Genomic DNA, 25377 nt, shown 5'->3' on the forward strand with positions numbered 1-25377 from the left:
TTCCTGGTGATCAGCGGGACGCGGCCGCGAGCTGCCGCGTGAACTGGTTGGCCGGGCGGGGCAGCCCGTAGTGGTCGCGCAGGGTCGCCCCGGTGTATTCGGTGCGGAACAGGCCTCGGCGCTGCAGGATCGGCACGACGTGGTCGACGAACGCTTCCAGCCCGGACGGCAGCACCGGGGGCATGATGTTGAAGCCGTCGGCCGCGCCGCTGCGGTACCACTCCTCCATGGCGTCGGCGACCTGCTCCGGGGTGCCGGCGAAGGTGCGGTGCCCGCGCCCGCCGCCGAGTCGGCCGATGAGCTGGCGTACCGTCAGTCGTTCCCGTCGGGCCAGGGTGACGATCAGCGTGTACCGGCTCTTGGCGCCCTCGATCTCGTCCTCGCTGGGTAGGTCCGCGGGGAGTTCCTTGTCCAGGTCGAGGTCTTCGGGGTCGACCCGCAGCGTGGTGGCGAGCTGCTGGCGGGCGTACTCAGGCTTGATCAGCCGGTCGAGCTCCTCTTCCAGAGCGCGGGCCTCCGCCTCGGTGGCGCCGATCGCCGGCACGATGCCCGGCAGGATCTTGATGGTGTCCGGGTCCCGGCCCACCTGCGCGGCACGCTGCTTGAGGTCGCGGTAGAACGCCTGCGCCTCGACCAGCGTCTGCTGGGCGGTGAAGACGGCCTCGGCGTACCGGGCGGCCAGTTCCTTGCCGTCCTCGGACGACCCGGCCTGCACCAGCAGCGGGTAGCCCTGCGGCGACCGGGGGACGTTGAGCGGGCCGGCCACCCGGAAGTGCCGCCCGGAGTGGTTCGGCGGGTAGAGCAGGTCGTCGTCGCCCCACCGCCCGACGTCCTTGTCACCGAGCGGTGCGGCGTCGTCCCAGCTGTCCCAAAGCTTGAGCGACACCTCGATGAACTCCGCCGCTCGCTCGTACCGGTCCCGGTGCGCCGGCAGGTCGTCCAGGTTGAAGTTGCGGGCCGCCTTCTCGCCGGCGGTGGTGACGATGTTCCAGCCGGCCCGGCCGCCGCTGATGTGGTCCAGCGACGCGAACCGGCGGGCCAGGTTGAACGGCTCGTTGTACGTCGTCGAGGCGGTGGCGATCAGCCCGATGTGGTCGGTCGCACCAGCCAGGGCGGTGAGCAGCACGGTCGGCTCCAGCGTGCCGCCCGGCCGCCGGCCGATGCTGTTCCACAGCACCGGGCTGTCGGCGAGGAACAGCGAGTCGAGCTTGCCGCGCTCGGCGATGCGGGCCAGGCGCTTGAAGTGCTCGACGTCGGTCTGCGCGAACGGGTCGCTCTCCGGCAGCCGCCAGGCCGCCTCGTGATGGCCGACGCCCATCAGGAACGCGTTGAGGTGCAGCATGGTCATCCTTCCGTCTGATTGACGCCGAGTGCCCGCAGCAGGGAATCCCGGTACGCGAGGAACTGCGGTTGCCCGTGTGACCGCGGTGCGGGCAGGTCGATGGCGAGGTCGAGCGCGATCCGGCCGGTGTCGAGCAGCAGCACCCGGTCGGCGAGCGTGACGGCCTCGTCCACGTCGTGCGTGACGAGCAGCACCGTGGGCCGGTGCCGGGCGCACAGCTCGCGCAGCAGGCCGTGCATGCGGAGCCGGGTCAGCGCGTCCAGCGCGCCGAACGGCTCGTCGGCCAGCAGCAGCTCCGGCTCGGACACCAGCGCCCGGGCCAACGCCACCCGCTGCTGCTCGCCACCGGACAGCTCGTTCGGCCAGGCCCGTTCGCGGCCGGCCAGGCCGACCTCGGCCAGGGCCGCGCGGCCGCGCTCGTGTGCGTCCGGTCCACGCAGGCCGAGGACCACGTTGTCCAGGACGCGCTGCCACGGCAGCAGCCGGGCGTCCTGGAACACGACCGAGGAGTTCTCCGGTACATCCACCAGGCCCGAGACCGTTGCGTCGCCGTCGAGGCCGGCGAGCGCACGCAGCAGTGTGCTCTTGCCGGAGCCGCTGCGACCCAGCAGTGCGACGAAGTCGCCCGCGCCGATCTCCAAGTCGAGCCCGTCCAGGACAGCTCGATCACCGAAGCCGCGTACGAGTCCCTGGACCCGTACGGTGCGGGTGGCGGTCAGTCCGCCAGCGTGCGTCGCCACGACAGCGCCCTCCTCTGCGCGAGCCGGACGGCGCCGTCGGACAGCAGCCCGAGCAGTCCGTACAGCACGAGTCCGACGATGATGACGTCGGTCTGGCCGTACTGGCGGGCCAGCTCCATCATGTAGCCGATGCCGCTGGTCGAGTTGATCTGCTCGACGACCACCAGGGACAGCCACGCGCCCACGACCGCGAACCGCATGCCGAGCAGGAAGCCGGGCAGCGCGCCGGGCAGCACGATCCGGCGGATGAAGGCGACCCGCGGCAACCGCAGCGACTCGCCCAGTTCGACGTACCGGCTGTCGATGCTCCGCAGCCCGTTGTGGGTATGTATGTAGACCGGGACGAACACGCCCAGCGTGATCGTGATGACCTTCATCTGCTCGCCGATGCCGAACCAGAGGACGAGCAGCGGCAGCAGCGCGAGCGCCGGGATGGCCCGCTTGATCTGGATCGGGCCGTCGAGGACGGCCTCGCCCCATCGGCTCAGTCCTGCGATCAACGCGAGCACGGTTCCCACGACGGTGCCGATGGCGAGGCCCAGGCCGGCCCGCTGGGCCGAGATGGCCAGGTTGTCCTGAAGTCGGCCGTCGACGATGAGGTCGCCCGCCGTGGTCACGACGGTCCAGGGCGCCGACAGGGTACGGGGGTCGATCCAGCCGGCTGCCGAACCGCCCGCCCACACCGTCAAGAGCAGGAACGGACCGATCGCCGCTCCGAACGGGATGGGGCGGCCCGGCTTCAGGCGGCGCCTGGGCTTGCGGGCGGGAACGGTCGCCGTCGCCGCAGGCCGGGTGAGAACGGATGCGCTCACCGGGCACCCCCCGCGGTGAGCGCGTCTGCGGCGACGGATTCGTACCGCCGGTCGTACAGGTCCTCGGCCTTGAGCGGCTTGTTTTTGGTCTCCTTGGCCAGCAGGTCGATGGTCTCCTGGTGTCGGGCGATGGCCTCGGTCCAACTCGCCGGGATGTCGGCCACGCCGGCGTTCTGGACCAGCCACCTGCCGTCGTCGGTGGTGAGGCCCTGGTCCTTGACGTAGTACCGCTCGATCCACTCGTCCGGGTTGGCCTCGCGCCACCGCCAGGCCCGCGCCCACGCCTGCACGTACTCGCGGATCGCGGCCGCCTTCCCCGGATCGGCCAGCACGGTGACCGGCACGTACAGGTGGCCGGGATCGTCCCGCAGGCCGTGTGCGATGGTGGTGGCGCCGTCCCGGCCGTACTTGGTCTCGTAGCGCTTGATCTGCACACCCCCGATAGGGGCGACCTCGACCTGGCGGCTGGCGAGCGCGGTCGAGTAGACGTCGCCGGTGCTCGGCAGCTCCACCAGTTTGACGTCCTCCTTGGACAGTCCGGCCTTGTGCAGCACCCGCAGGACCAGCGCGCCCTGTGCCTGCCCCGGGCTGTACGCGACCTTCTTGCCCCGGATGTCGGCGAGCGTGGCGACCGTGACGCCGGGTGCGATGCCGAGCCGGTAGATGGCGTGGTTCAGCGGGTCCTGGCGGTACCTCGACGCGACGATCTTGGTGGGGATGTTCGTCCAGTGCGAGTGGATCGGCGGAATATCGGCGACCGCCCCGACATCGAGGGCGTCGGCCCGGAAGGCCTCCAGGGTCTGTGGGCCGCCGCTGATGTTGGCCCACTGCACCTCGAACGAGAACTTCTCTGCCTCGCCGGAGAACTCGATCGCCTTCTGGTGCTCCTTGTCGCCGACGACGAGCTTGGTGCCCTTCGGTACGGACTCGGGCAGCGGCGCGCCCGCGGCCAGCGCCGCTTGTGGCGCGTCGTCGCCGGCGCACGCGGTGACGCCCAGCGCAACCGCGCCGAGGGTGGCCGACAGGAACGCCCGGCGGTCCAGGATGATTGGAGATTTCACCTATGACTCCTTCGTGGCTGGTTGCAGGGCGGCGTACCGCCCCATGTGGTAGAGCAGGGGTGCGCCCTCTTCGTGGTGGCCGGTCAGTGGCTCGGCCAGCACGATCGCGTGGTCGCCGGCGAGCACCCGCTGGGTCACCCGGCACAGCAGCCAGGCGACCGGTTCGTGCAGCAGCGGCACCCCGTACGGGCCGTACCGCCATCCGGAGTGCGCGGCGAACCGGTCGATACCGCTGGTCGCGAACGTCCGCGCGACGTCCCGCTGCTTCTCGCCCAGCAGGTGCACCGCGACGTGCGCCGCGCCGGCGACGGTCGGCCAACTCGACGACGACCGGGCCAGGCAGAACGACACCAGCGGAGGGCGCAGGGACACCGACGTGAACGAGGTCGCGGTGAACCCCACCGGCGGATTGCCCGCGGCGGTGACGACCGCGACCGACGCGGCCTGCCGGCGCAGCAGGGCGCGGAACGTCTCCGGGTCGACCGGCGCGGGCGGTTCGGCGATGACAGTCATGGACGTTCCTCCTGTCGAGGTACGACGGGCACGCGCCGGCCCGGGCAGGTGTGGGTGCGACGCGGCATCGAGCGGCCGTTGATCGGATCCCGGAGACGCAGCCGGTCGTCGTCGAGCCAGCGGCGCGGCGGTGGAGGGAAGTCAGGGATGCGCGCTCAGCGGCAGCAGCCGCATGCGGCGGTCCAGCCACGGCAACATCCCCGGGACACCGCGACCGCGGTGCCGTCGAGCGGGGTTCCCTGGCTGATCATGGCTCATACAGTAACCCCTAATACCTACAGGCTAAATAGGAATTCCAGCCACTGGGACACCCCGCACCTTCGGCAATCTGCGCGCTGGCCTCACAGGTGAACGAGCCGGGCAGCAGGCGGCGCGCGTGGGGGTGGTGTTTCGGTGTCGGCGGAACGCTGCCTGCGGGCCGCGGGGGCGATGCCGGCGGCGGCGGCCATCTCAGCGACGGTGATTGGTCGGTCGGCGTGGTCCTCGGCGTAGGCCATCGCCCGGCGCAGCCCGCGGGGTGTCACGTCGTCGGACGGTAGGTGCGTGGTGAGGCTGGTGTTGGGGAACACCGCGAGCGCCGTCGCGGCGAGGAGGTGGCGTGCCGGTCCGGCGATCAGCGGGTTGGCGATGAGGGCGGCCTCGCTCAGCACGCTGCTGGTCAGGTAGGAGACGGTCTGGGTCCGTGTCGAGAAAGTTGCGCGGAGATCGGCCGGCAACTGTCGAAGCGCAGGTCCGCGTCGCTGATACCGTGCCTCGACCGCAGCAGCGACATCGTGACGTCCGCCTGCGAATTGCCACGGAACTCGTGGTACACCTGCTCGGCGTTCGGCCCCGCCAACCGGTGCCCACCTCCTCGCCGACCCGACGCCCACTCACCCGCAGTAGATGACCACCGCAGCTGGCCGCGTGACTGTCGCTTCCCGCACTGTAGGACGCGGAGGTGTCACTTTCATCGACCCACCGGTCGGGAGAGGCTCAACCCGCAGGAACGGCTGAGGCGAATTGTCTTTGACGGACTCACTTGCATTCCGGGATCATGTTCTGGTGACTGCGGTAAGCGATCCGGCGAACGAGGAAGACGTCGAAGAGTTGACCGGCTCGGCGGACGGCGGTGAGTTGAACACTGCCGACTGCGATGCTTCACCCCCAGACGCGGATGCTCCCGACAGTGAGCCAGTGCTTCGCCCGCCCACCGAGGACGATCTGGCCCACCTCGTTGATCTTGCCTTCGCCACGGCGACGGCTTGGACAAGCCTGCCGGACCGGTTTTACACGCTCGCCCGTGGAACCGGCATCGACCCTGACTCGGCCCCGACGCAACCCGTCCTTCGTGCGCTGGGATTCTTCCTTACCGAGGAAACCAAGTCCGGGCGCCGATTGGTGGAACTGCGGTGGAAGACCGGTTTCCACACGGAAGCGTTGCCACCACCCCGTCTCCGCTCCGTAGCTGACGCCGAAGCCGAGGCGTGGGAGAGGCTTGCTGGCAAGGTCACGCATCCGGCTGCTCGGGCCAGGCTTTTGGACATGTTGGTGTTACGCGGTGGGACGGGCACACCTGACCGCGCCGCTGCGGCGGTTGCTGCGTACCTGGACCATGCGATGGCACCGTCGACCGTGATCCGACGGTCTGGCGATGACGACGTTGAGGCGAGGTGGCTCGACCGCGGGTTGACGCTCTCCTTGGGCCGTGCCCTGTCGCTTACGCGTATCGCGGCTGCTGCCGCCACCGGACCGGCGATCACCAAGCGGGCGGTGGCCGTGGCGCTGAACTTTTCAGGTGCCCGAGTACGCTCGAAGCGACCACAGGTCGGTTCAGCCCTGTCGACACTGGCACTTCTTGCAGCAAACCGTGGCCTTCTTGATCCGGCGGAGACTGCGCAGCTGTTGTCCCTGATTGAGGAAGAGGCTGCCCACCACGCCGATCTTGATCATGTCGTGGATCAGCTCATGGATCTGCTCATCCTCGTGGACCCATCCCGTCGCGAGGCGGCACACAGGGTGCGGGTGAAGACGCGGCTCGACCTTGCCGTGGGGCGGGAACCCATGGTGGCCATGGGGTTCCTAGAGGAGGCGGCGCGACTCGCGCGGACCTTCCACCTGGACGACCTGCGGGATGAAGCCGTGCGGGAGATGCAACGCGTGGCAAGGTTCGACCATGGCCTGCGAAGCATTTCTACCCAGATAACCATCCCGGGTTCGATCCTTGACGCCGAAGTTCGGCGTGCCAGCGACGGTGCCGACTGGCGCGAGTCCATGTCGAACTGGCTCGCGACGCCGGCGCCATCTGGCGGTCTAGCCTCCAACGAGCGAACATCGCGCCACATCGCTTCGCTTAGCGTCGTTCGCCGGTTAGCCTCCGTTGTGCTGATCGGTGCCGACAACATGCCCCGATGGCGTCCAGAAACCGAGGAGGACAGGGACGCCTACGAATTGTCGCGCACAGAGATAATGCGCATGACGCTGTCCGGAGAACTGCTCTCGGCAGCGCTGGACCGCATCGTCGGACTGCATGGCGTGCCGCCCGTCACCGAACTCTCCATGTTTCTGGCCGGGAACGGATCCGGCAACGTCGCCTTGGCGACCGCTCTGGCCCGCAGCTTTCATCGCTACTGGTCAGGGGACTACGAGGGCAGCCTGCATACAGCGGCCGTCCGGGTCGAGGCCGGGGCGCGTGCATTGGTGTTGCTGCTCGACGAGCCGGCGTACACCGTGGCCCGGACCAAGGCCCAAGGCAAGTACGTCGGGCTTGACCAGTTGCTCGATATCTTGGCTCGCCGCGACTTCGACCCAGACTGGGACCGGTTCATCCGTACCTTTCTCCTCGGGCCGACGGGCCAGAACCTGCGCCATGACGTCGCACACGGCTTTATTCTCAAGGAGCCCAGCCCGTCCACGGCGGCCCTTGCGCTGCGGGCATGTTCGCTGTTCGTCCACCTGCTGTGGGAGCCATCGACCTCGCTCGACATTCGCAGTGACCCGACGATGCCGAGACCTGCGTGGACGATCATGGACGCTGTCCGCAGCACAATTGGCACGGCGGTCCGGTCGCCGCGACTTGTCCCGGCACTATTGCGGTCCGAAGCCGCAGCCTTCCGAGCCGCACTTCAACGAGGGCGGCGATAGGCGGGACTGGTCACCACGACGCTGCAGGGAGGACAGCCGGGTCCCACCCTGTCGCGCCTGCAGCAGGTGAGTCAGAGCCTGGTGGTGATCCGAAAGGGTGGCGGTGACCTGCCCTAACTCCCGCCTCGCGGTGGTCGATTACCTGGCGCAAGCGCTGCACGCCCGCGGCCGCGCCTGCCGATGCTTGCCCCCGAGGCCGAACCCGGTAGGCGCAACCGATCAGCCGCCGGATCGGCAAGAGAAGAATTCGACCGTTGTCGTGATTATGTCCGGATCGGCCAAGGACACCGACCGTGGGGTGCAGCGCGTGAACATCACCGTAGCTGCCGCCGTCCCCACGCCACCCAATGGCGACGTCAGCCACCAGAAGGTAGCGGAGCCGCACCCATCGGCGGTCGGTGTACCGGACATCATTCTCGCCTACCACGATCCGGACGGGCCCCTGATCCGTTACATGGCGCCCCACCTGTCGACAGGCGACCGGCGGTAGGCCTCCCACGGTCCGGCAAGATTTACAACGTGGGGGAGGCTACCTGAAAGACATCGCCTCTGGGGCATACCCATCGAAGTACCACACCGACCAGCCCATGGGTGGTCATGCTGCCGACTACCTCAGGGGTTACACCGACTGGTGGGGAGACGCGGACGCGCATCGCTGCGGTGGCCAGGTGATCGTGTGCTGAAGACCGGAACCCGGCCCTGGTGGCTGGTGGCGGGGGTGCTGGTGGTGGCGCTCGGGCTGCTTGTCGGGGCGGCGTTCCTCGTGTGGCCGTTCATCCGGTACCCCGTGGAGCGGGCGGCCGCGGCGCACCTGGACGAGGTCAGCGTCGACCGGGCCGACTACCTGGGCGAGGGCACGTCGGACAAGGACGCCGCGTCGCGGCTGTGGATCAGGCGCGACAGCGCCGAGGTCGAGCCCCTGCCGACGTATGACGGGCGGCCGTTGCGTCAGGATCATGGCGGCCGGGCGAAAGCGGCCCGGATGCCCTCGCCACCGGCGATCAGCGGCCGCATCACCGGCCGGCTGGCGTGTACCAGGCGCATCATCTGCGGGACGACGGTTGCTACCAGCCGTCGGGACAACCGTCGATGCGATACTGAAAGCAGGGGCAGCCGCCGAGAAAGTCTAGGTCCGAACCACTAGACATTCTCGGCAAGCCTGGGTAACGTTCCTGTCGTTGACAGCAGAGATCATCAAAGACGCAGACGAAGCAGACCGAGCGTTACGCAGGGCCCGGACACATGTCGTGGCTCGCTCGGAACAGCGGTGGAAGTGCTGATCACCGCACGCAGCAAGGCAAGGTAAGGCACGTGGGATTGGAAGGTAAGACCCTGACGTAATTCCAGGTCAGGGCAAGCAGGTGGGCCGATGCTGGTTCAGGGCTCGCCTGGCAGGACAGTCCGCCGCACGTGGCCGGGGTCATGAAGTCGCGTGGGGCTCCGACGCCGGCGGGCAGCACGACAGGCACCACAGAAATTGGAAGCAGAGGAAAGGGAGGGCCCGAACACCGTTGGATCGCCCGTCTCCAGGACGCAGTTGACCTCTGGAGCCGGACACCGCAGTTTCCATCGAACGAGAGGTGGTCTCCGGTCACGCTTATGCGATCCTCGCACCCCAAGCCGCCGACGGCGGCAGGTGCGGATACGACAACCCGACGAACGTGTCGGTAGATGGTGTTTTTGACCCGTAACCCCGGGCCCCGGCGCGGAAAGCGCCGGGGCCCTCGTCCATGGAGAGGTACATGTATGGCCCAACCCGACGACATGTTCGGTGACGACGACTACCCCGCCTACACGATGGGCCGCGCCGCGGAGATCACCGGCGCCTCGCAGGACTTTCTGCGTCGCCTCGACGAGGCAAAGCTGATCACCCCGTTCCGGTCGGCCGGCGGCCACCGCCGTTACTCCCGTTACCAGTTGCGCCTTGCCGCGCGGGCCCGGGAGATGGTTGACCGAGGCACCGCCCTGGAAGCCGCCTGCCGGATCATCATTCTCGAAGACCAGCTCGAAGAAGCCCTCCGGCACAACCAGAACCACCAGCGCTAACGGCAAGCGGACGCTGCCTGATCTCATCGCCTTACGGTCCTTCTCCACCAGAGGGACCGTTTGTCGTACCCACTCCAGGGCTCAGCATCACGCCAGGGGGAAGCGGGTAGTGGGCCTTGACTCGCTCGCCGTCGTATGGCCGGCTGGGAGCCGGCGTGGCGTTTCCGGTCATCGGATCGGTGCTGTTGGTACGTCGGTGAGGTGTTTGGTGATGCGGAGCAGCACTTGATCCGGTGGCCCCGCGACGAAGGCGGCCGTGTCGGCGAGTGCGGCGATCAGGGGCAGTCCACGGCCGCCGACGGTGAGCGGGGCGGGGAGTTCAGCGTCGAGTCCGGCGCCATTGGGGGTACGGCCGCGGTTGCCGACCTCGAGCAGGCAGACGTCGTCGTCGATGATGATGGTGATGTCGACGGTGCTGTCAGGCTCGGCGTGCATCACCGCGTTGGCGCATGCCTCGGTGATCAGCACGGCGAGGTGACCACGGGAGTCCTCGGCGGCGTCGGTGAGGCTCAGCAGGGTGGTGAGTACATGGCGGGCGCGGGTCACCGAGGACGGTTGCCGCGGGAGTGACAGCGTCATGCTCACGCGCATTGCGCAGTTCCTCCTCGGCCCGTGCGTGACCGCGCCGGACGACTGTGTCACACGTTGAGGCGGGATGCTCCGGTTGTGATCGGCACTACCCGTGGATTGCTGAGGTGAAACGGTCAGGGTGTCGGCGCGACGTACGCCGGCCGGCGGCGGTTCACCCGCCGGCAGAATAGGGTAAGCGGGGATCATCGGCGTGGGAGTTGTTGTGGGTCTGCTGTTGTCGGTCCGGCCGGGCCGGGGTTGCACCGTGCTCGAGGTGCAGGGCGAGCTGGACATGGCGACGTCCCCGCAGTTGCGCGAGGGTCTACAACGGTTGGTTGACGCCGGTGACCGTCAGGTAGTGGTGATCTGGCCGGGGTGGGGTTCATGGACTCCAGCGGGCTGGGCGCGCTGGTGGTGATGTTCAAGGCGTTGTGTGACGTCGGCGGTCGGTTGTGCCTCGCTGCGGTGCAGCCCGCCGTGCATAGAGTCCTGACGGTCACGTCGCTAGATCGAGCTATCGATGTCTATGACAGTGTGCAGGCGGCTGAAGCCGATCTGCCGTCCACGGACAACGCGACAGGCCGGTAGTCAGTCGGGCAGCGCGGTGCTGGCACGAGCCGTCCGCCCTCAGCGCGGTCCGATCCGCAGCCGCCGAATACCTCACCGCGCTACGCCTTGAAGCCGCTGGCGGCGACGTCACGTGGCGAGGTGGTCGTACTCATGGCCACGATGTACTCGTCACCCGCGGCGATAGGCAATTGCTCGTGGACGCGAAGCTGCTCGCGCCCACGAGCGCAGCCATTCGCCGCCTCGATGCAGCAACCAGGTCTACAGGCGGAGGCACCTTCCGTGGGTACCGATGGCCGGATGCACCTCGCAGTGGTAAGCCTCCCCGAGCAGGGTGTCGCCGGATGGGATGCAGCGGTTGCTGCGGTGGGCGGACTGGGATGTCGAGGCGGTCCGTGATGACGTGCGGGATTACCTGGTGGAGCATCTCGGTGACCCGCAGGGTGTGCTGATCGTCGACGACACCGGCTTGCTGAAGAAGGGCATGTGGTCGGCGGGGGTGGCCCGGCGGTACTCCGGCACGGCCGGCATGGTCGAGAACTGTCAGGTCGGATTGTTTCTGGCCTACCGCACGGCGAAAGAGCACGGGCTGATCGACCGGCGGTTGTATCTGCCGGCGGCGTGGACCGACGACCGTGAACGGTGCCGCGCCGCGGGCGTCCCCGACGACGTCGAGTTCGTGACCAAGCCGCAGATCGCCAAGACCCTGCTGGCTCGGGCACTGGATGCCGGGGTGCCGGTCGGGTGGGTCACCGGCGATGAAGCTTACGGGCAGGTCAAGAGTCTGCGGGTCTGGCTGGAAGAGCGGGATGTGGGCTATGTGCTGGCCACCCGCCGCAACGACGACATGATCACCACCACGATAGGCACCTGCGTGCCGACGAGCTGATCGCCGCCCTGCCCGCCCAGGCGTGGTGCCGGCTGTCCGCCGGCCCGGGCGCGCACGGTCCCCGCGACTACGACTGGGCCCGCATACCGGTGCGGATCTGCTGGCGACCCGGCCGCGGCCACTGGCTGTTGGCCAGGCGCAGCATCACCACAGGTGTCATCGAGCCAGAGCCAGTCGAAGGGTTGCGGTTGTAGGCCCTCGTTCATCTCGACCACCGACACGAGTCGTGCTCTCGCGCCGGTGATCGGCATGGTGAAGGAGATCTCCGCGCCGTTGAAGGTGACGGTGGGATGCTTCACCCGCCCGCTCCGCAAGGGTCCAGCCGTTCTTCCGCTCCGGCCCGGCAGCCAACCCACACAGGTACTGCCGCACCCGAGCCCGCGGCTTAGCCCGCCGGAACCGACCCGCGATCCGCGCGTGCAACCGATCCAACTCCGCCGCCCACGCATCGACCTCCGTCACCGCCACGGCAGACATCATGCACCACACGCATCCGCAACTGCCGTTGCAGTACTAAGATCCCGGCGTCACGCAGTTCGCCGAGCTTCCGGAGCAGTCTGCGTCCGCCGGCTGGCGATGGCCCGCAGAAAGCCCCACGAATCCAGGGAGATACCGATGTCGGAGCCTGAGCCCGTTCAAGACGCCCACGCCGAGGATGCCGACACGCCAACCACGGCCGAGACCGAGACCGAGACCGACGGGCCTGCCGTTGACGCAAATCGGGCTGCCCGACGCGGGAAGGGCAAGGTCGCCTCGCCTCAACCGTATGGAAAGGGTCAGCGCCTCGGCGGCCGGGGCTCGGTCCAGAGCCCGCGCCAGTGGGGTAACCGCCGAAGCGGCTGATCCGTTGGTGGAGCCTTCGTCGGCACACGGCGGGTGTCCGCGGCGATGGTGGCGGGGAAGCAGCGCGCGAGCAGCAGGATCTCCGTACTTCGACGGCCTCAGTCAACCGAAGGATGATCATCGCGGTTTGCGCCAAGCGGATGCTTTGATATCGGGCCTGATGCGGTCGGTGCTCGTGGTAATGCGTGACGTATTCGGCCAGGGTCGTCAGCAAGTGCGGGGGTGATCCCGTCGAGGCACTCGTGCCGTACCGTGCGCACCCGTCTCTCCGCGTACGCGTTGGCCTCGGCGCTTGCGGCGGGGTACGCAGGAATGTCGATGCTTTCAGAGGCAAGAACGCGGGCGCGCACTTCGCGTCGCGGTCACGGATTACCTCTTCGCGAGGGCGACAGACGGCAACGACCGGTCCGGGACATCGTCTCGCAGTGCCTTTCGGGGCCGGCCATGGCCGGGGGAGTGGGGAGTCATTCTCCGCCGGGATGGCGATCACTGCCTATGGCGCCCCTCGCATCCAAGGGCGAGCGCTACCCTTCCACCGCTCGCTTGAGCGCCACGACATGGGCCGCGGTCTACCGTCGTGAGTCCCATGATCCAAGTCGGAGGGGCCATCACGATGAGCAAGCCCATCGATTACGACGCACCGCGCCGACCCGCCGTTGAGGTTGAAGACGACAGCCTGGAGGAACTCAAGGCGCGCGGCGCGTCGCCGCAGTCAGCAAGAGTCGACCTCGACGAGGCCGAGGCTGCCGAGAACTTCGAGCTGCCCGGCGCGGACCTGTCCGGCGAGGAACTGACCGTGGCGGTCGTGCCGATGCAGCCGGACGAGTTTCGATGCGCGCGCTGCTTCCTGGTGCACCACCGCAGTCAGCTCGCCGCGCAGCCCGACGGCCGGGAGATCTGCCAGGAGTGCTCCTGACGTCCACTGTCAGGCCACCATTTCCCGCCATTCCGGACGACCACCCAGCCATGCGCCGGCGAGGATCTCCGCAGACGCCCGACCCGGACAGGGGTGTACCTTCGACCGACCTGCGATGCCGCCGGTCTGCGCCTCTACCTCCCATCGCTGGCCGTCGGTGCGGATGTAGACGTCGCGACGCCCCCGCGGACTCCGGTCCCCGTTCCACCAGTGACGTTTGATTCTCACCTGCTGACCGTATAGCACTGTGCGGAAAGACGAACCCTAATGATCTTGAGAAGACGGTCAGTGCGATCGGGAAACCCACAAATTGTGGACGAGAGTTGGGAGACCTGACCGGGCAGGCACAGGACGCATCCGCGGAGCGCCGCCTTCGCGACGCCACGTATGCCTTCTGAGCAGATGTCCGGCGAGCGCATCCACGGACCGATCGAAGCGATTCAACAGCGCGCCGAGGGCGACACGTTCGACCGCCTCGGCGCACGTACCTCCCAGCCATCCAGTCAGACCCCAAGCAGGTCATGTCATGAGCTGTCCGACTCTCATCGCCGGCGGCGAGACGGGCGGCGCCTACACCGTGCGCTGTTGCACTGGGGCGACCACCCCGATCGGGGTCACGATGGGTGCGGCGCGCGCGGGTCGCGGCAGCACCCTCGACGGGGACACGTTGATCGGGATGGCCGACGCGACAACGTGCGTGGGCAGGGCCGAGCGGCCGTCCACCGCCACCGCCCGATCTGGTGGTCCAGTCGTGGAGACGTGCTGATCCACCTGCACAGGACGTCGGTACCTGCGACGCGTCGAACCGACACGCGTGGTAGCCCTTACCGACTGGGCCCCGTTGCGTCGTGATGCCTAACGAGTCGTCGGCTTCCGGTCGGCGTCACCCTCGACACGGAACGGAGTGCGCAGGCGGGTCATCGCAGCCGAACTTACGTCGACGGCAGGTGTGTGGTCGAAAGCCCCATTTGCTCCCGGTGCTCCACGGAACAAATTCGAGTCATGCGCGGTTACATCAGTCAAGAGCTGCTCCAAGTTTGCGCGCCAACGCGCGACCCACCCGCTCGCACATGCAAGCCGGGTGCGGAAAATGAGCGGGGCGGATCCGGCCGCTCGCCGGGGGCGTTGGATCCGTTTCGCTCGGCCCGTCGAACCCTAACCCAGAAAGCCATCGTGCACGGCCTGGGCCGGGGTGCGGGTAGATTGATCAACGGGTCCGCCGGTTTCCGACCACGGCCTGCCTCTGATGTCGACCACCACGCGCCGCGACCAATCGGTCAGCGCCGTGCAGGGCGACCCCTTCCACGTTCGGAGACTCCCATGGCGGCACGCCGCCCCAGCAAGACACCCCTTGTCACACCCACCTCCTTCGCCGACCTTGGCGTGCCCGGCCACCTGGTCGCCGCGCTCGAGCAGGCGGGCATCAGCACGCCATTCCCGATCCAGGCCGCGACGCTTTCGGATTCACTCGCCGGACGCGACGTGCTGGGTCGTGGCAGGACGGGATCGGGCAAGACATACGCCTTCGCTCTCCCGGTCCTCGCCCGGCTCTCGGCCGCCACGTCTCCGCGGCTGCCCGGCCGCCCGCGCTCGCTCATCCTGGCGCCCACTCGCGAGCTGGCGACCCAGATCGAAGCGACGATCGCACCGCTGGCCACCGCGCTGTCGCTGCGGACCCTGACGATCTTCGGTGGGGTGAACGCGCGGCCGCAGGTGGGTGCACTGCGTGCCGGGGTCGATATCCTCATCGCCTGTCCCGGCCGGCTCGCCGACCACGTTTCGAACGGCCACGCGATCCTCGACGCCGTCGAGGTCACGGTGCTCGACGAGGCGGACCACATGGCCGACCTGGGCTTCCTGCCGGTCGTACGGCGACTCCTCGACAAGACACCGCCCCGCTCCCAGCGGCTGCTGTTCTCGGCGACGCTCGACGCGGGCGTCGACGTCCTCGTACGGCGGTACCTCTCCAACCCAGTCACCCACAGCGTCGACTCGGCGATGTCCCCGGTCGCCGCGATGACCCACCACGTGCTCCGGGTGCGTCACGATGACCGGCTCCCCGTCCTGATCGACCTGACCGCCGCCCCGGGGCGAACGCTCGTATTCACCCGCACCAAGCGGGGCGCCAAGAAGCTGACCAGTCAACTGGTCGCCTCGGGCGTGCCCGCCGTGGAGCTGCACGGCAACCTGGCGCAAAACGCCCGCACCCGCAATCTGGCGGCGTTCTCCGCCGGCGACGCCCGCACGCTCGTCGCGACCGACATCGCGGCGCGCGGAATCCACGTCGACGACGTAGCTCTCGTGATCCACGCCGACCCGCCCGCCGAGCACAAGGCATACCTGCACCGCTCGGGGCGGACCGCGCGTGCCGGAGCGAGCGGCACCGTCGTCACCCTGATGACCGACGACCAGGTCACCGACGTGCGCGACCTCACCCGCCAGGCCGGCATCAACCCGACGATCACCCGGCTTGGGCCCGGTGACTCGCTGCTCACCGAACTCGCCCCGGGCGAGCGCCGCTTCGTGACGCCTCCCGTAGCGACGACGGCGCCACATCACGGACGAGGCCACAGCGCCACACGGCGCCCGGATCCGCGCACGGCGGCGGGCGGATCGACCGCCAGCGCAGCGCGCGGGAGAGGCTCGGAAAGTCGTCGGGCGAGTGCCGCGGAAACCACGTCCGCGCCACGGGGCGCGGCGGCGTTCTCTTCCGGCACGCGGGTTGGTAGCCGGCGCGGTCAGCGCTGACAGCGAAATCACCGTGCCGCGCGCCCGTGCTAGCCTCGCCGGGTTGCAACCTTCGGTTTGTCGCATACTTTGCCAGCGCCTGGTGGGTATCTAACCCGCCAGGCGCTTTTTGTCCTGCCGGTTCTTCCGGACCAGCAGCGGCGGCAACCGAGGGCCCGTACGTGGCTCCATCCGCTACTCAAAGGAGAAGACATGGCACTCGGCACAGTCAAGTGGTTCAACGCGGACAAGGGCTTCGGCTTCATCGCACAGGATGGTGGCGGCGCTGACGTCTTCGCCCACTTCTCGGCCATCTCATCGAGCGGGTTCCGCAGCCTGGAAGAGAACCAGCGGGTCGAGTTCGACGTCGAGCAGGGCCAGAAGGGCCTTCAGGCCGCCAACATCCGTCTGGTCTGACGTTGACTCCGCCAAGCCGTGGCGTCGAGGCCTCGCCCGTCGCCACGGTGGTGGCTGAGACCACGGACCGGCGAATGCCGGTCCGTTCCGACACCGCGGTCCTTCCCGGCCTCAAACCGCTGGTGTTGCAAGCGCTGTCCGCCCCCGAGTACGCGGCCGGGACCGCCAGCATCGACCGGCTCCGGCTGGCCCCGGTGCCGCTGGTGCCGGAGGTGCGACTGGTCATGGCCGAGGACGCGATCGTCCTCTGGGCACGACTCGAAGCCGAGGCGGGCCACGTCCTCCCGCCGCCGTTCTGGGCGTCGGCCTGGACCGGCGGGCAGGGTCTCGCGCGTTACATCCTCGATCACCCGGACACCGTGGCCGGTTGCCATGTCCTCGACGTCGCATCCGGCTCCGGACTGGTCGCTATCGCCGCGGCGATAGCCGGCGCCGCCGGAGTCACCGCCAACGACATCGACCCCTACTCGATCGCGGCAATCAACGCCAACGCCCACGCCAACGGCGTCGAGTTGACCCTGTCGTCGAGTGACCTGCTTGACGGCGACGTTGACGGCGTGGATGTGGTGTTGGCCGGTGACGCGCTCTACCACCCGTCTGTGGCGGCCCGGATGCTGCCGTTCCTCGCCCGCGTCGTGGCGAAGGGCGCTCGGGTCCTTGTTGGCGATCCGGACCGGGGCCACCTGGCCCATGACTGGCTGGAGCGGGTGGCGACGTACGAGGCGCCGATGAGCGGCGCTCCGGAAGACGCGCAGCTTCACCTGACGAGCGTGCTCAAGCCACGACGCGACAAGGTGGACGACCGGCGGGGCCGGGCCACACGGCTGCGGCGTGAACCCCTTCACTGCCGCACCCGTGAGTGAGGCGAAGCTGTTGCCAGCGCCACTGGCGCCGTGCGGGCGAGCGCCGCATCTGAGACGGTCTACGACAACCGGTCCGAGAGCGACGGCCTCGACCTGTTCGACCCGCAGGGGCTGGCCGGCGGGGTCGTGAACATTCATAGTTAACCGGCGCCGGCGGTGGCTCCCACCGGCTGCCACCACTCGACGGAGAATTGTTCCCGCCGAGCCCGGCCTGACCCGGCGCTACGAGGTCTCGCCTACGTCGTGTTCCAACTGTGAGAGCATCGCCTTCGGCCCCTGTTGGGGCTCGACCTGCCGGGCAGCCGCCTGTTCGTCGGCCGCCCTGGCGGAGTGCTTTTCGGCTCCAACCGCCTTGCGGTTCGCTCGCACTTGATCAAGTAGAACCCACTGCCATCCGAGTCATCAGGGTGCCGATGGCTGGTCGGGCTCAAGCCTGCCTCGATCTTGCCAACGCTCAATGCAACAGTGCCCTCCCGCCGCAGTACCCGACCCGTCTCGGCGTCGCCAGCGCGGGCGATGACTTTCCACCGGACCTCGCTGGTCAGCCACACGTCCCGGCGGCCCAGCCGTCCGCAGATGCCGTTCCACCAGCGCCCCGCCACTTCCCGCACCAGCGCATCGTACAAGCGTACGACTGGCGCTGTTTGGCGAACGAGGGCGGTGGGGCGGCTGGCGCCGGCTTCCGTACCAACCAGCACTTCACGCTTAGGCAGCACCCACTGCGCCGCCACCACCTCGACGACTTCGGGGCTGCCGACGTGCGGCTGGGAACTCTGCACCGGCGCCCGCCTGCGGCAGTGCCGCTCAGCGGGCCTTCTTCGTCGCCCGCTTGCGCGGCGGCGTCAACAGGTCGGCGACCGCCGCGATCGCCGACGGCACCAGGCGGTAGTACGCCCAGACGCCCCGCTTCTCGCGCTCGAGCAGGCCGGCCTCGGTGAGGATCCGAAGGTGATGACTCACGGTCGGCTGGGAGAGACCAAGCGGCGCGGTGAGGTCACTCACCGACGCCTCGCCCTCCGGAGCGGACTGGATCAGACTGAGCAGTCGCAGCCGGGCCGGGTCGGCGAATGCCTTCAGCACTCCCGCGAGCCGCTCGGCATCGGCACGCTTGATCGGCTCGCCAGCAAGAGGCGAGGTAACGGGCGTAGCAGTTTTCGCAGCTCCCACGTCTTCCATCGTTGCACCAACACCATCAATAGGCCGGTGGAACCAGGACCAGGTCACCGTCCGTTCGCGCGTAGGGAGCAGTGTTAACTCGTCCCGGCCGTGTCCGCGCCCCGACGGGCGAGTGTCTGCGTCGGCCCAGCATGTCGGGACCTTGGGCCACAGATGGTGAAGCGCCTCGTCCAGGCCGACGGCGGCCAGTGGCGTGAGCAGACCGGCGACGCGGCCACGCAGCCCCGGAGGGCCGGCTGCCGCAACGGGTAGGCGCTGTGCTCGTCGGCCGTCGGACCCGGTCGTTAGCGCTGCCTCACCGCCTGCCGGCGTCCGCGCTCGTGGCACGGTCCGGCGGTCTGGTGCCGTTGCTAATGAGAGCTACCGGGTCGGGTGCGGCAGACTCGTTCCGGCGTGAGCCACTTGACCATTAGCTTGCGGAAGTTCTCCCGGATACTGCCAGGCAGCTCGCTTGACTGTGGAAACTGGCGGGAGGGATGACGTGCTGTTCGTGGGAGACGACTGGGCCGAGGATCACCACGATGTCGAGGTGCAGGACGAGACCGGCAGCTGGCTGGGCAAGGCGAAACTCGAGGAGGGCATCGGCGGGATCGCCGGCCTGCACGCGCTGATCAGTGGAGGTCTGCCAGACGGGAACGCACATCCGGCGGATGTCGTACGGTGAGGGCAAGGGGCGCCCGGATGTGCAGGGCGGTGAGGACGCTGGCGCCACACCCAATTCCGTGCACTCCAGAGCGTGGTGCTTGACGTAAGCAGGTACGCCCCGGGGGGGGTAATGCGATATCGAACCTGGCTCTTCGTCGCAATCCTGGAATTGCTCACCGTGGCGGGCGGCTACTTCGTGATACGGGAAGTTCCGGGAACCCCGTCGCCGTCATCGTCCGAGCAGACGGGGCTCCCGCTGCGGGACCCGGAGCAGCGGGTGAGCCAGGACGGGGTGTTACGGGTGCGGATTGCCCTGGAGCGACGGCAGGTGGACGTGGCCGGCCGCAAGCTGTGGGCCATGGCCTACAACGGCCACTACATGCCACCCACGCTGCGGTTCCGGCCGGGAGACAGGTTGGAGCTGGCGTTCGAGAACCGGCTGGGCGAGCCCACGAACCTGCATGTGCACGGGCTGCACGTGTCACCCCGCGGCAACTCCGACAACGTTCTTACACACATCCACCCCGGCGAGACGTTCCACTACTCCTACCAGTTCCCGCGCAACCTCGCCCCGGGCACCTACTGGTACCACTCACACGCGCACCCGTTGTCCGAAGCACAGGTCGCCGGCGGCGCCTCGGGCATCATCATCGTGGACGGACTCAAGAAGTACCTGCCACCGGAGCTACGCGACATCCCGGAACACGTCGTCGCACTGAAGGACTTCCAGGTTGAAGGCGACGGGATCAAAACAGAAAATCTGGATATCAGCGCGACCACCAAACGCACGGTCAACGGCCAACTGAACCCGACCATCAAGATCCGTCCGGGTGAGACTCAACTGTGGCGGCTGGCCAACATCAGCGCCAACATCTTTTACCAGTTGCGCCTGCAGGGACAGCAATTTCAGGTGATCGCCCAGGACGCCAACCCCGTCAACCGGATCTTCGCTGCGGACACGCTTCTCCTCCCCGCCGGCGCCCGGTTCGACGTCCTGGTCCGGGGCGGCCCGCCCGGCCGCACACAGTTGGAGACGCTGGCGTACAACACCGGAGCGGGCGGCGACCAGTTTCCCCAGGCCAATTTGGCCACCCTGGTCTCGGAAGGAGAACCGAGGGCTCGGGTGCCGCTGCCAACGGCATTCGCGCCGACAGAGGACTTCCGCAACGCCAGGGTCGACGCAAAGCAAACGGTCGTGTTCTCCGAAAACCAAGCAACAAAGCAGTTCTTCATCAACGGCAAGCAGTTCGATCAGAACCGGGTGGACATCCAGTCCAAGCTGAACACGGTAGAGGAATGGACAGTCCGCAACGAGAGCAACGAGCAGCACACCTTCCACGTCCACACCAACGATTTCCAGTTGCTGAGCACGAACGGCAAAGCTCAGGAAAGCCACGGCTTGCAGGACACCGCGCTTCTGCCCGCCAACGGAGAGATAGTCATCCGGATTCGGTTCGCGGACTACACGGGTAAGTCCGTGCTGCACTGCCACATCCTGCAGCACGAGGATGCGGGCATGATGGCGATCCTGAACATAGTCAAGTAACTGGGCCGTTCGGCGAGGAGATCCGCCCCGCATCTCTGAGGGCCGGGTTCGGCGCGGAGCTACGGTGCGCCGTGAGGCGCTGTGTGACCGAGTGCGGGTGGAAGACGTGCACCGCTCGCTGGCCCCGTCGTAGCGGGTCAGCGTAGCTGAGGACAGCTCAATCATCTCTGTCCGGTGTGAGGTCTGGTCGATTCTCCGATGGCACCACACGCTCGCCGGTGGATTCCGGAGATGGCAATGGGGAACTCCGACGGCTAATGGGCGAACAGGGCTGGTGCGGGACGGGGGTCTTGTGACTGGGAAGGCGCGGTCGGTCGACGCGGCGGCCAGGCCCGTACGAACCGCCGCATGGCCGTGGTGGGCTGATGCGATCGCCTCGGCCGCGGCGGTCAGCCTTCTGGTGGTCGTCGCGCTCTGGGTGCGGGGCGGCGGTGTGCAGGGTCTTCGTGGCTGGGCGGCGGGTTTGACGTCGCTGGGCCGGTTGACCGGGCTTGTCGCGGCGGACCTGCTGCTCATCCAGGTGCTGCTGATGGCGCGTGTGCCGTGGATCGAGCGCACCTACGGTCAGGACAGGCTGGCCCGTTGGCACCGCGTCGTCGGGTTCACGTCCTTCAATCTGATGCTTGCGCACATCCTGCTGATCACGGTCGGGTATGCCGCGACGGATGGGGTTTCGGTGACAGGCGAGGCGTGGTCGCTCGTCACCACGTACCCGGGAATGTTGCTGGCGGCCGCCGGGGCGGCCGCCCTGACGATGGTCGTGCTCACCTCCCTGCGGGCCGCGCGGCGGCGGCTGCGCTACGAGGCGTGGCACCTGCTGCACCTGTACGCCTACCTCGGCGTCGGCCTGGCGCTGCCGCATCAGCTCTGGACCGGGGCCGACTTCACCAGCTCCCGGGCCGCGACGCTGTACTGGTGGACCGCGTACGCCGCGTGCGCCGGCGCCGTGGTCGCCTTCCGGCTCGGGCTGCCGGCCTGGCGGACGCTGCGGCACCGACTCACGGTCGACGCAGTCGTCCCGGAGGCTCCCGGCGTTCACTCGATCTACCTGCGCGGCCGCCATCTGGACCGTTTGCCGGCCCGCGCCGGGCAGTTCTTCCAGTGGCGGTTCCTGAGCGGCCCGGGTTGGAGTCGCGGCCATCCGTACTCGCTGTCCGCGGTACCGAGTGAGGACACGCTGCGGATCACGGTGCGGTCCCGTGGTGAGGGCAGCGAGCCGGTGTCAGAGTTACGGCCGGGTACCCGTGTGTTGGTTGAGGGGCCGTACGGCCGGCTGACGGCCGCCCGGCGCACGGCTGCGCGGGTCACCATGATCGCGTCCGGTATCGGAATAACCCCGCTGCGGACCTTGTTGGAAGAGTTACCGTACGCGCCGGGCGACGCCACGCTGCTGTACCGGGCGCGCTCGGCAGAAGACCTGGTGTTTCGCCAGGAACTGGAGCGCCTCGCGGCCGTCCGTGGCCTGCGCGTGGAGTACCTGTTGGGGCCGCGCGGGCGGGCGGGTTCATGGTTGCCGGCGGGGTTCGGCGACGACGCGAAAGCCTTGCGTGAGCTTGTCCCGGACATCGCGCAGCACGACGTGTTCGTCTGCGGACCGGACGAGTGGATGCAAACGGTCGTTCGGGCGGCTCGGCAGACAGGCGTGCCGGCGCAGCGCATTCATCTTGAGCGCTTCACCTGGTAACTCGGCCACCCATTCCGCATGGCGCTCACAATCCGACCCGAGGAGGACGACATGCGTAAGATCACGATGTGGTTCCTCGCCACGATCGCCGTGGTGGTACTTCTCTTCAGCTACAAGACGTCGACCGGACCCGGCAGCTCGCTCTCGGCCGGAACCGTTGACGGCGCAACCGCGCCGGGCGTGGTGACCGGCCCCGGTGCGCCGGCGGACCCCGGGACGTCAAAGGGCACCGTCGCACGGTCCGGTTCCACCACCGTCGCCGACGGCCCCGTGGTGCAGACGAAGCGGGGGAACGTCCAGGTGCAGGCTCACCTCAGCGGTGGCCGGATCACCGACATCAGCCCGGTGACGGTGCCGAACGACAACAACCGCTCCCGCGAGATCAACAAGCACGCGGTGCCGCAGCTGCGCACGGAGGCGCTCGCCGCGCAGAGCGCGCAGATCGACGCGGTGTCCGGGGCGACGCTGACCAGCCAGGGCTACACCGAGTCGCTGCAGGCCGCGCTGGACTCCGCTCAGTTCAAGGCCAAGCCGTGACCAGGCAGGCGTTCGTCGAGCAGATCATGGGTCTGCCCGTCAGCGTGCACCTACGTGGCCCCGACGCCGACTCCCCGGCGGCGGCACACGCCGTCGCCGGGGCCTTCGCCGAACTGCGCCGAATGGACGCCATCTTCAGCACGTACCGCCCGGACAGCCGGGTGAGCGCGCTGAACCGGGGAGAACCGGTACACCATCCGTTGGTCGACGTCGTACTCGACCTGTGTGAGCAGGCCCGACAGCGTACCGACGGCTACTTCAACGCCTACCTCCCCGAACCGGGCGGGGGCACCCGCTTCGACCCGTCCGGCCTCGTCAAGGGCTGGGCCGTCGAGCGCGCCGCGCAGCACCTGGACGGCTACGAGTCCTACCTGAACGCCGGCGGGGACATGACGGTACGCGGATCCTGGCGCGTGGGCATCGAGGACCCGGCACAGCCCGATCAGCTCCTCACCGCCATCGAGGTCGTCGACGGGGCCGTCGCCACCTCGGGCAGCGCACACCGCGGAGCGCACATCGTCGATCCGCACACCGGCGCCCCCGCCCGGGGCCTGCGCTCGATCACCGTCATCGGACCGTCCCTGACCTGGGCCGACGTGTACGCCACCGCAGCAGCCGCCCAAGGGCCCGAGGCAGTGACCTGGCTCGCCACACTACCCGGGTACGAGGCCCTGCTCGTCGGCGACGACGGCGCCCTACTGGCCACACCCGGCTGGCCACTACCCGCCTAACGCGGTGGCCGGTTCGCCGGCGAGGATGAACACGCCCGGAGAGTCGGTGACCGGCCGCCCGTCCAGCTTCGGATCAATGCCAGGGGTGCGGTAAACGATCGTGTCGTTGCGGTTGCCCGGCTGCGGGCCAGCGACGGCGATGACCGGGAGTCCGTCGTACTGAACGACCGGGTCGGCCTCGGTCGGGTCCAACAACATGACGAAGACTCCCTGGTTCTCCGCCCCGAACTGCACGCGCCCGTCGTCCTCGTACTCCATCTCGTCGGCGTGTGCCCCCGAGCCGCCCACGGTCGCCGCCCCCGCGCCGGACGCCGCTCCCGTAGCCCCTGCGGCGACGCGGCCTCCGACAGTTCAGCGCGGCCAGCGTCGGCCGGGGACACCGTTCAGCAGGGAAACCGCGGCGGGCCGGCGTAGAGCAGGCCGGTCGCTGCTGCCTGCGGTGGAGCAGCACAGTTGCCGGCATGAACGCCGCGCGCCGGGTAAAGGCGCCGTTCCGTTTCTCTGGTGGACATTTCGAGGGGGTCAGACGCGCGCCGTGAATCCGCCGGGCCGGGCTGACAAAGCCGGGGAAGGGACCAGGCGCGATGAGTCTCGTTGATCTTGCCACCCACGTCCCGTACTGCGTCATTCCGGCCAATCACCGCCCGGTGCGGACATACGCTGCGGAGAGAGCAAGCGCCGGGATTCATTCACACCATCGGATGCCCTGGCGAGGCAGGTGCCGGCAGGGAACGGCAATCGGGAGGAAGCAGATGGGTGCGAGCGGAGCCGCTGGACAGGACGAGGCATCGCCCTCGCCGGCGCCCGACCAGGTCACCGTGCTCGCCCAGTTCGTCGCGAAGCCCGGCCGCGAATCCGACGTGTGTGACGTGCTGCTGCAGCTGGTCGGACCGTCACGCGCGGAGTCGGGCAACGTGAGCTACGACCTTCATCGGCTGAAGAACAATCCGGCCGCGTTCTACGTGCTGGCCAACTGGCGGGACCAGGCTGCCCTTGATCACCACACGGCGAGCGAGCACGTCCGCACCCTGCTGGACGAACAGGCGGTGCCGGATCTGGTGGCTGCGCCGACGCTGAGCTACGCGCGGCCGCTCACCAGCCCGGATGCCAGACCGGACCGGACCCGAGCGACCGCGAACTCCCCCGCCCAGGTGACCCTCGTCCCGTTCTTCACCAGCAGGCCGGGTGCGGTCGACGCGGTGCGTCGGGCCCACCTCACGATGGTGCAGCCGACCCGGGCCGAACCGGGCTGCCTCGACTACGACCTGTACCAGTCCCGGGAGGACCCGTCGGTGATGTTCTTCTACGAGAACTGGACCGACCAGGACGCGCTCGCCAAGCACATGAACACGCCAAACTTCTACCGGTTTGTTCGCGGCGAGGTGGACGGGCGCCTGGTGGTCCCCTGGACCGCGCACATGATGGCGATGGTCAGCCAGCCCGCCGGCTAGACCAGCCGGGCTGCCCGGCGTCCCGGTCCTGGGTCTGCTCGGCGTCGGACGTGGGCTCGCCCCGGGTGGGGTTCAGCCCCTTCCGCTGCCACGCTTCGACGATGCGCCGATCATGTCCGCGCCGAACACCCGAGCGACGCAGGCGCTTCGATTGGCACAATCAACATGTTCGGGGGCA

At 68.4% G+C, this 25377-nt stretch carries 25 protein-coding genes and 2 pseudogenes; 17 read left to right on the forward strand and 10 right to left on the reverse strand.

Translation table 11 applies throughout. The features are described 5' to 3' along the window. Positions 1 to 10: 10 nt before the first annotated feature. From V6U89_RS17075 to V6U89_RS17100, 6 genes are all read right to left on the reverse strand, one after another. The gene (locus V6U89_RS17075; RefSeq protein ID WP_334572192.1) at positions 11 to 1348 is read right to left on the reverse strand and encodes an LLM class flavin-dependent oxidoreductase; all 1338 of its coding nucleotides are present in this window, start codon (positions 1346 to 1348) and stop codon (positions 11 to 13) included. Beyond that, positions 1345 to 2082, reverse strand: coding sequence for an ABC transporter ATP-binding protein (locus V6U89_RS17080; protein ID WP_334572194.1), 738 nt, complete (start codon positions 2080 to 2082; stop codon positions 1345 to 1347). The genes V6U89_RS17075 and V6U89_RS17080 overlap by 4 nt, the downstream gene beginning before the upstream one ends. Continuing rightward, positions 2058 to 2894 carry an ABC transporter permease gene (locus V6U89_RS17085; RefSeq protein WP_334572196.1) on the reverse strand — a complete coding sequence of 279 codons (837 nt, stop codon included), beginning with the start codon at positions 2892 to 2894 and terminating at the stop codon, positions 2058 to 2060. Before V6U89_RS17085 ends, V6U89_RS17080 begins: the two co-directional genes overlap by 25 nt. Continuing rightward, complete coding sequence (locus V6U89_RS17090; RefSeq protein ID WP_334572198.1) at positions 2891 to 3955, reverse strand: ABC transporter substrate-binding protein; 1065 nt, start codon at positions 3953 to 3955, stop codon at positions 2891 to 2893. Before V6U89_RS17090 ends, V6U89_RS17085 begins: the two co-directional genes overlap by 4 nt. Continuing rightward, positions 3956 to 4468 carry a flavin reductase family protein gene (locus tag V6U89_RS17095; protein WP_334572199.1) on the reverse strand — a complete coding sequence of 171 codons (513 nt, stop codon included), beginning with the start codon at positions 4466 to 4468 and terminating at the stop codon, positions 3956 to 3958. A 341-nt stretch (positions 4469 to 4809) separates the two neighbouring features. Then, a complete protein-coding gene (locus V6U89_RS17100) occupies positions 4810 to 5184 on the reverse strand; it encodes a hypothetical protein (RefSeq protein ID WP_334572202.1) in 375 nt (124 codons plus the stop codon). Positions 5185 to 5512: 328 nt separating this feature from the next. Here V6U89_RS17100 and V6U89_RS17105 point away from each other — a divergent pair, with 328 nt between their 5' ends. The 5 genes from V6U89_RS17105 to V6U89_RS17120 all read left to right on the forward strand — a co-directional run bounded on the left by V6U89_RS17105 (position 5513) and on the right by V6U89_RS17120 (position 9637). Then, the gene (locus V6U89_RS17105) at positions 5513 to 7591 is read left to right on the forward strand and encodes a hypothetical protein (protein WP_334572203.1); all 2079 of its coding nucleotides are present in this window, start codon (positions 5513 to 5515) and stop codon (positions 7589 to 7591) included. 48 nt (positions 7592 to 7639) lie between these two features. After that, positions 7640 to 7708 (forward strand): hypothetical protein, encoded by a 69-nt coding sequence (locus V6U89_RS30200; RefSeq protein WP_442933939.1) that lies wholly within the window; start codon positions 7640 to 7642, stop codon positions 7706 to 7708. Next, positions 7689 to 8081: a hypothetical protein gene (locus V6U89_RS17110; RefSeq protein WP_334572204.1), complete on the forward strand. Its 393-nt coding sequence runs from the start codon at positions 7689 to 7691 to the stop codon at positions 8079 to 8081. The genes V6U89_RS30200 and V6U89_RS17110 overlap by 20 nt, the downstream gene beginning before the upstream one ends. Before the next feature lie 186 nt (positions 8082 to 8267). Next, a complete protein-coding gene (locus V6U89_RS17115; protein WP_334572206.1) occupies positions 8268 to 8735 on the forward strand; it encodes a hypothetical protein in 468 nt (155 codons plus the stop codon). A 602-nt stretch (positions 8736 to 9337) separates the two neighbouring features. Next, positions 9338 to 9637, forward strand: coding sequence for a helix-turn-helix domain-containing protein (locus V6U89_RS17120; protein WP_334572207.1), 300 nt, complete (start codon positions 9338 to 9340; stop codon positions 9635 to 9637). 168 nt (positions 9638 to 9805) lie between these two features. Here V6U89_RS17120 and V6U89_RS17125 read toward each other — a convergent pair whose 3' ends face one another. Further along, entirely contained in the window at positions 9806 to 10414 is a 609-nt protein-coding gene (locus V6U89_RS17125) for an ATP-binding protein (protein WP_334572208.1), read from the reverse strand. Between the two features lie 177 nt (positions 10415 to 10591). Between V6U89_RS17125 and V6U89_RS17130 the strand changes: the two genes are divergently transcribed. Continuing rightward, the gene (locus V6U89_RS17130; protein WP_334572209.1) at positions 10592 to 10795 is read left to right on the forward strand and encodes an STAS domain-containing protein; all 204 of its coding nucleotides are present in this window, start codon (positions 10592 to 10594) and stop codon (positions 10793 to 10795) included. A 313-nt stretch (positions 10796 to 11108) separates the two neighbouring features. Beyond that, positions 11109 to 11812 (forward strand): annotated as a pseudogene (locus V6U89_RS17135) (IS701 family transposase); the annotation flags it as partial. 94 nt (positions 11813 to 11906) lie between these two features. On the opposite strand, the pseudogene V6U89_RS17140 reads toward V6U89_RS17135, so the two are convergent. Next, positions 11907 to 12140: pseudogene (locus tag V6U89_RS17140) on the reverse strand (IS701 family transposase); the annotation flags it as partial. A gap of 979 nt (positions 12141 to 13119) precedes the next feature. Between V6U89_RS17140 and V6U89_RS17145 the strand changes: the two are divergent. The 4 genes from V6U89_RS17145 to V6U89_RS17160 all read left to right on the forward strand — a co-directional run bounded on the left by V6U89_RS17145 (position 13120) and on the right by V6U89_RS17160 (position 17429). Next, the gene (locus V6U89_RS17145) at positions 13120 to 13422 is read left to right on the forward strand and encodes a DUF4193 domain-containing protein (protein ID WP_334572210.1); all 303 of its coding nucleotides are present in this window, start codon (positions 13120 to 13122) and stop codon (positions 13420 to 13422) included. Positions 13423 to 14742: 1320 nt separating this feature from the next. After that, a complete protein-coding gene (locus V6U89_RS17150) occupies positions 14743 to 16170 on the forward strand; it encodes a DEAD/DEAH box helicase (RefSeq protein WP_334572211.1) in 1428 nt (475 codons plus the stop codon). A gap of 192 nt (positions 16171 to 16362) precedes the next feature. Beyond that, on the forward strand, positions 16363 to 16566 hold the full coding sequence (locus V6U89_RS17155; RefSeq protein ID WP_091456013.1) for a cold-shock protein: 204 nt from the start codon (positions 16363 to 16365) through the stop codon (positions 16564 to 16566). A gap of 74 nt (positions 16567 to 16640) precedes the next feature. Further along, complete coding sequence (locus V6U89_RS17160; RefSeq protein ID WP_334572212.1) at positions 16641 to 17429, forward strand: class I SAM-dependent methyltransferase; 789 nt, start codon at positions 16641 to 16643, stop codon at positions 17427 to 17429. A gap of 804 nt (positions 17430 to 18233) precedes the next feature. On the opposite strand, the gene V6U89_RS17165 is transcribed toward V6U89_RS17160, so the two are convergent. Beyond that, positions 18234 to 18605, reverse strand: coding sequence for an ArsR/SmtB family transcription factor (locus tag V6U89_RS17165; protein WP_334572227.1), 372 nt, complete (start codon positions 18603 to 18605; stop codon positions 18234 to 18236). 481 nt (positions 18606 to 19086) lie between these two features. Between V6U89_RS17165 and V6U89_RS17170 the strand changes: the two genes are divergently transcribed. From V6U89_RS17170 to V6U89_RS17190, 5 genes are all read left to right on the forward strand, one after another. Next, the gene (locus V6U89_RS17170) at positions 19087 to 19269 is read left to right on the forward strand and encodes a hypothetical protein (protein ID WP_334572213.1); all 183 of its coding nucleotides are present in this window, start codon (positions 19087 to 19089) and stop codon (positions 19267 to 19269) included. A 111-nt stretch (positions 19270 to 19380) separates the two neighbouring features. Next, a complete protein-coding gene (locus V6U89_RS17175; protein ID WP_334572214.1) occupies positions 19381 to 20796 on the forward strand; it encodes a multicopper oxidase family protein in 1416 nt (471 codons plus the stop codon). 292 nt (positions 20797 to 21088) lie between these two features. Then, the gene (locus V6U89_RS17180) at positions 21089 to 22480 is read left to right on the forward strand and encodes a ferredoxin reductase family protein (RefSeq protein WP_334572215.1); all 1392 of its coding nucleotides are present in this window, start codon (positions 21089 to 21091) and stop codon (positions 22478 to 22480) included. Positions 22481 to 22531: 51 nt separating this feature from the next. Continuing rightward, positions 22532 to 23017, forward strand: coding sequence for an FMN-binding protein (locus V6U89_RS17185; RefSeq protein ID WP_334572216.1), 486 nt, complete (start codon positions 22532 to 22534; stop codon positions 23015 to 23017). After that, positions 23014 to 23748, forward strand: a complete 735-nt coding sequence (locus V6U89_RS17190) for an FAD:protein FMN transferase (protein WP_334572217.1) — start codon at positions 23014 to 23016, stop codon at positions 23746 to 23748. The genes V6U89_RS17185 and V6U89_RS17190 overlap by 4 nt, the downstream gene beginning before the upstream one ends. On the opposite strand, the gene V6U89_RS17195 is transcribed toward V6U89_RS17190, so the two are convergent. Continuing rightward, entirely contained in the window at positions 23737 to 24006 is a 270-nt protein-coding gene (locus V6U89_RS17195; protein WP_334572218.1) for a hypothetical protein, read from the reverse strand. The genes V6U89_RS17190 and V6U89_RS17195 overlap by 12 nt on opposite strands. A 494-nt stretch (positions 24007 to 24500) precedes the next feature. On the opposite strand from V6U89_RS17195, the gene V6U89_RS17200 reads away from it, so the two are divergent. Continuing rightward, positions 24501 to 25199, forward strand: coding sequence for a putative quinol monooxygenase (locus tag V6U89_RS17200; protein ID WP_334572220.1), 699 nt, complete (start codon positions 24501 to 24503; stop codon positions 25197 to 25199). Positions 25200 to 25377: the final 178 nt, after the last annotated feature.

Origin of the sequence: Micromonospora sp. CPCC 206171 (genome assembly GCF_036906755.1) — a bacterium.
In the GTDB taxonomy this organism is placed as follows: Bacteria; Actinomycetota; Actinomycetes; order Mycobacteriales; family Micromonosporaceae; genus Micromonospora; species Micromonospora purpureochromogenes.